At 49.9% G+C, this 565-nt stretch carries 2 tRNA genes and 1 rRNA gene; all 3 read right to left on the bottom strand.

The window, feature by feature from the left end:
* Positions 1-243 precede the first annotated feature (243 nt).
* Positions 244-317 (bottom strand) — tRNA-Ala (locus ACYVHB_RS32930).
* Between the two features lie 25 nt (positions 318-342).
* Positions 343-416: transfer RNA gene (locus ACYVHB_RS32925), tRNA-Ile, on the bottom strand.
* 60 nt (positions 417-476) lie between these two features.
* Positions 477-565 (bottom strand): 16S ribosomal RNA (locus tag ACYVHB_RS32920); the annotation flags it as partial.

Below are 565 nucleotides of genomic sequence, written 5' to 3'. Positions count from 1 at the left end.
ATCAGCCCCTGCCAGCGGGTCCCCACAGCGTTTCGTCGCTTGCCACGTCCTTCCTCGCCACCAGAAGCCTTAGGCATCCCCCAGACGCCCTTTTGCTACGTGTCTAATCACGCTTACTTAAAATTAATCGCCCATTTTTCGTAATGACTACTCAACAGTAGCATCACTTCTGTATCATGCTCTTAGCGATGATACAAATCTCTTTCTACAAGTCAAAGAACGTATGAACCCATACGGTTCATGTGGAGAATAACGGATTCGAACCGTTGACCCCCTGCTTGCAAAGCAGGTGCTCTAGCCAACTGAGCTAATCCCCCGGCTAATTATGATATTCAGTACTTGTGGGCCTGCGTGGACTCGAACCACGGACCTCTACATTATCAGTGTAGCGCTCTAACCACCTGAGCTACAAGCCCAACTCTTTGCGCATTGACATCATTGGTAACACTAATTATGTCTCGAAAGACTGGCTCCAAAAAGGAGGTGTTCCAGCCGCACCTTCCGGTACGGCTACCTTGTTACGACTTAGCCCCAGTCGCCAGATTTACCCTTGCCCGGCTCTTAC

It is taken from the genome of Spirosoma arcticum (genome assembly GCF_054779955.1).
Note: the sequence above shows the minus strand (reverse complement) of the source record. Positions and strands in the feature narration are given on the sequence as shown.